The following is a 4,690-nucleotide window of genomic DNA, read 5'->3' as shown; positions in this document are numbered from 1 at the left end:
CGGGTTTGACATCAAAGATCATAAGTTTTGGTGTTTATCTGTTTTAGCGCTTGTATTTACACCTTTCAGTCAGTGCCTTTCACGTTCTTTCCGGTGGCACTATATGTGGAGTGTTCACTTTGATTTCACCGTTTACGGCTTCTAACTCTTAGCCTATTTCTTTGGCGTTTCTTCGTTTTCGTGGTGGCTTTTGAGAGAGCCTTGATTACTTTTGGTGTGGCTGTTGAAGTACGAGGAAAGAATCCTTTTCTAATTTGAAGCCAGTGAAAGTAGGGCAGTTCAGAGTGTTTTTCTTCTAGCCAACTTTCGTCTTTCAATCGGGGTAAAGTTTTGTAGCTGCCCGTCTCACTTCAGTGTTCAAAGCCTTTCATATTATGCCATTTTTCAATATCTTGGAGCGTATAAATAGAAGTAGCGCATGTACTAACAAATTGCTTAAGAGTGATTCGTAACGCGTGGCATTTTTACTATGCGGTGGCTTATGATGATTAAGGCGCTGTGCGGTAGCTTTTGTATTGCGTTACTCACACCTTAGCAAGGCGTTATGTTCTTGGAGGTTTATGGAAAACTTCAAAATTAGCAGAATCCACACAAAGTTAGGTATTTTCCGACTATCTGGAATCCTCAACAATGAAAGTGGTATTAAAAATATCAGCTATATTTCTGCTGAATATATGGGAACTGATGGCTGGTGCGAACTTAATTTACAGTCGGAGCATACTCAAAATTTACTGAGAGAGATTCAAATTGAAGTGTTGCAGCACCTAGCGTGAGCAAGTCTGTTGCATCGACCAGACGTAGTTTTGTAAATATCAGTGGCTTCAAATAGCTACGAACATAACAAAGCGTTCAAGAGGGATTCTCAACGCTTGGCAATTTTGGTTCTAAGTTTAGCTTTTGTGTTTATGGCACAATAATTTAGGTTTGGCGGCTTGCGTTGTTCACCCCTTAACGCGGCGTTATATTCACGAGGAGGCATATGGAAAGCTTTAAGGTAATTGATAATATCCCAAAGTATGTTAGTACGCTAGTGCCAGCGATACTCTCGCTATCAGTAGTTTACGATTTGGGGTACTTTGGTGGGTTTGGACTCACATTTTCCGAGGTTCCTACCACGATATCAGATCATCTGCGAAGTTCACTAATTTGGTTACCCGTTGCTATTCTGTGCGTGTTTTTCGTTTCAATCATCGAATTGTTTACTCGTAGAGTAAAGCAAGGGAAGTCCGAATCTGAAATTATCAATAGCGCTCCTAACCCGAAGCGAACTGCTTTTATTAGGCAATCCCCAGTTTATCTGGTAACCGCTGTTACCATCGCCATTCCGATCGCCTCAGTGTTAGGTGTTGAAATCCCTCTTGCTGGGTGGCAGTTTTTCTCAATCATACTTTGGTTTTTGTTCCATAATTTCGCTTTTGGTCACGAGCGGATTTTAAATCAAACCCCTAGAGTCGTTTGGTCTATGACTCGTTGGATTCCAGCGGTAACTTTATGGGTACTATTTGCAGGTTTCATTTCGGCTAAACAAGATACTGACACGCTCGACACGGTTCAAATTGAACTTTCTGACAATACTATTGAAGGGGTAGTATTGAGAGCATATGACAAATTCTACCTTGTTTATAATCCCCATAATGAAGTTGTTACAGTGCTTAGTTCGGGAGAGGTTAAATCAATAGAATCACCATTGAAAAAGTGAATATAACAAGCAATTTAAGAGGGATTCACAACGCTTGGCATTTTTGCTTCTACTTCAAATTTAGTGTTTATGGCGCAATGTTTTAAGTTTTGATCGAGGCGTTGTTCACCCCTTAATTGGGCGTTAGGCTTTTGGTGGAAACATGGATATTTCCCTTAGACGAGCGAGTGAGACAGATATTCCTTTCTTGCTGTCATTACGTGATAAAACGATGAGGCGGTATCTAGAAGAAGTAGGTATGCCAACGAGTACTGAAGAGTATGAAAAGCGAATACGCTATGAGTTTTCTCATGCACAAATCATTGAGTTGGATTGTAAGCCTATTGGGTTGTTCAAAGCCACATACAATGAAGAACTTAACTATTGGTATTTGGTTCAAATTCAGATCTCTCCTGAGTTTCAAGGTATGAAAATAGGTAGTAAGCTAATTCTCGACCTAATTGCTAAAGCGGAAAGAACGAAATCTAAGGTTGGGTTAAGCGTGATTGAAACGAATCCAGCTAAGCGACTGTATTTGAAATTGGGCTTTAAAATCGTGAAAAGCTCTGGGGTTGAGCAGTTGTTGGAACTACAAGCCTAACAATCAATTTAAGAGGGATTCACAACGCTTGGCATTTTTGCTTCTACTTCAGTTTTAGTGTTTATGGCACAATGCTTTAGGTTTGGGTGGCGGCGTTGTTCACCCCTTAATTGGGCGTTAGCCCACACAAGGAATAATTGAATTATGAACATAAGGAACGAATGTTCGAAAGACTATACCCAAATTGAAGAGATAACGAAGTTGGCTTTCTTGGGCAAACCATACTCTTCTGGTACAGAGCAATACTTAGCTGAAAAGCTACGTGCACATGACGCCTTAGTTCTATCCTTGGTCGTAGAAGAAGCTGGCGCAGTTGTTGGTCATCTCGCTCTTTCCCCAATAAAGATTAATGGTGTTAATGGCTCGTATTTCGGCCTTGGTCCACTGGCTGTTTTGCCTAGTGCTCAAGGAAAAGGTTATGGTACTGCGTTATTAAACTCAGCCTTGGAGTTTCTGTCTACAAATAGAGCTATATGCTGTGTTCTAGTTGGAGACCCAAACTACTATTCACGTGTAGGCTTTGAAGTTGAATCAGAGCTAACATATCAAGGAGCCCCTGCTGAATACTTTCAATCAATCTGGTTTACTGAAGAAAAATTAGCAGGTGAAGTTGAATTTCATGAGACCTTCGAGTAGTGGGCTAACAAACAATTTAAGAGTGATTCAGCACGCTTGGCATTTTTGGTTTGGGGTGAATTTAGTGTTTACGGTGGTCTATTTATGTGTCGTGGTCGCGTGCTTCACACCTTAATTGGGCGTTAACTGGCGCAGAAAATACGAAAGCACAATGATACAGTTTCTAGGTTCAGAGATTTAGCGTGTTCGGTTGGTTTCCTTAGCTGAGCTAATGCGACTAATTTCAGTTTGACATTTAAGTTTACTGATGTGAAAGGCGGCACAAAGCCTTCTAATAATATAAGGCATTCGCGATTAGTTCGGCGCACTTACATCGCCGAAGTATGGTGTTGTGAGACGCATTTCAAACTAAAGATAAACGGTAATTTTTTGGTTAAATACATATTTGAGTTAGCTTTGCTAATCACTAATTAGCAAAACGAGCTTTGGCGAAAGTGGCTGAAAGATCGGCGAAAACTGAAAGGCGCTCAGTTAACAAACTGTTCAAGAGGGATTCGCAACGCGTGGCATTTTTACTATGCGTTGGTTTTAGTGTTTAGGGTGGTATGCGGCGGCTTCAGTATTGCGTTGCTCACCCCTTAACAGAGCGTTAAGTGCCTTATCAGCTATGAGGATAATATTGTAATGCAGCTCATTTTTGGTGACCCATACTATGATTCTGAAGATTGGGATGAACATCAGTATCTTAACGAACTTGAAGGATGGCTTCGAGAGTATGATGAAAGCCTGCAACTACACCATGTAGATACGGGGCATGGTGCGGATTTTCCTGCCATTCTTGTAGAGTTTTTTGATAGCCTAGATTGGAAGGTTGTATCGGCTTCATCTGTTGCTGGTGTTTTCATGCTTGGAGACAAAATAAACAAAAACCTTGAGGCGTGGATTGCGATCGGTAAAAAATTATCCTCGCTAATCGAAAAATGTAAACCAACTAGGGTTAGTGAAGATGCAGCAGTTTGCTGGGTAATTAATGAGTTAACTAGCCAAGAGGTCCCTCTTCAAGATCTAGATATACGCTTACAGGTTATTCAATTTTCTAAAGGACCTCGTAAGAGTAACTTGAAACTAGAAGCTAATCCGGATTGTCTATATATCATTACGGTACAGACGAGTGACAAAGTATTTGTTTATGGTCTTAAGTCAAACTTAAAGGTCGAGTTTAAGAGAGAATTCGATACTGCTTGGCATGAGTTCTAGGCACTTAACAAAGCATTTAAGAGTGATTCGCAACGCTTGGCATTTTCGCTTCGCTCAAGTATAGCCAAGCGTCGCTCACACCTTAATGCGGCGTTATGAAGCGCTTTTTAACTAAAGTTGCAGTTATTTAGAATGATGTAGCCTAAACTTTTGAATATATGGAACAAGAAAGAAGCCGTGCTGCGCTAATTTCTGTATTAAGTCATTTGCAAGAATGTGACATGATTGAAGATGACCGTGCTCAAGGTGTTACTCGCCAAATCATCGGCGAAGGCACACTAGATAACTTAAGCGAAAAGCAAATTTATCGCTATGAGCAAGATGTACTTCCTCTAATCGATCGCGATTGTGATGGTCATTGTGAGGGGAAAATTGATATTGAAGATCTAGAAAACGGTTATTTACGTGAAATGGAACTAGGCGGAGTATACTGTCAGCACTGTATGTATGACGTTGAGAACATGCTAGGGTAATCTGAGCTAACGCCCATTCATAACAAACTGTTTAAGAGTGATTCGCAACGCGTGGCATTTTTGCTATGCGTTGCGTTTTGTGTTTAAGGCAGTATGCGGCGGCAT

General features: G+C 40.8%; 6 protein-coding genes. All 6 read left to right on the top strand.

Going from position 1 to position 4,690, the window contains the following annotated elements; all coding sequences use genetic code 11:
* The first annotated feature begins 560 nt into the window (after nucleotides 1-560).
* The 6 genes from NDJ01_RS07925 (at nucleotide 561) to NDJ01_RS07890 (ending at nucleotide 4,585) form a co-directional block, all read left to right on the top strand.
* Nucleotides 561-773 carry a hypothetical protein gene (locus NDJ01_RS07925; RefSeq protein ID WP_253652451.1) on the top strand — a complete coding sequence of 71 codons (213 nt, stop codon included), beginning with the start codon at nucleotides 561-563 and terminating at the stop codon, nucleotides 771-773.
* A gap of 206 nt (nucleotides 774-979) precedes the next feature.
* Entirely contained in the window at nucleotides 980-1,699 is a 720-nt protein-coding gene (locus NDJ01_RS07920) for a hypothetical protein (protein ID WP_258586525.1), read from the top strand.
* A 142-nt stretch (nucleotides 1,700-1,841) separates the two neighbouring features.
* Nucleotides 1,842-2,279: an N-acetyltransferase gene (locus tag NDJ01_RS07915; protein ID WP_257083063.1), complete on the top strand. Its 438-nt coding sequence runs from the start codon at nucleotides 1,842-1,844 to the stop codon at nucleotides 2,277-2,279.
* Nucleotides 2,280-2,423: 144 nt separating this feature from the next.
* Nucleotides 2,424-2,915: a GNAT family N-acetyltransferase gene (locus NDJ01_RS07910; protein WP_258586524.1), complete on the top strand. Its 492-nt coding sequence runs from the start codon at nucleotides 2,424-2,426 to the stop codon at nucleotides 2,913-2,915.
* Between the two features lie 624 nt (nucleotides 2,916-3,539).
* Nucleotides 3,540-4,112, top strand: a complete 573-nt coding sequence (locus tag NDJ01_RS07895; protein WP_065646854.1) for a hypothetical protein — start codon at nucleotides 3,540-3,542, stop codon at nucleotides 4,110-4,112.
* 158 nt (nucleotides 4,113-4,270) lie between these two features.
* Nucleotides 4,271-4,585: a hypothetical protein gene (locus NDJ01_RS07890; protein WP_065646011.1), complete on the top strand. Its 315-nt coding sequence runs from the start codon at nucleotides 4,271-4,273 to the stop codon at nucleotides 4,583-4,585.
* The last annotated feature ends 105 nt before the right edge of the window (nucleotides 4,586-4,690 follow it).

Origin of the sequence: Vibrio sp. HS-50-1 (assembly GCF_024747315.1) — a bacterium.
Lineage (GTDB): Bacteria > Pseudomonadota > Gammaproteobacteria > Enterobacterales > Vibrionaceae > Vibrio > Vibrio diabolicus.
This window is presented reverse-complemented; position numbering and strand designations above follow the sequence as displayed.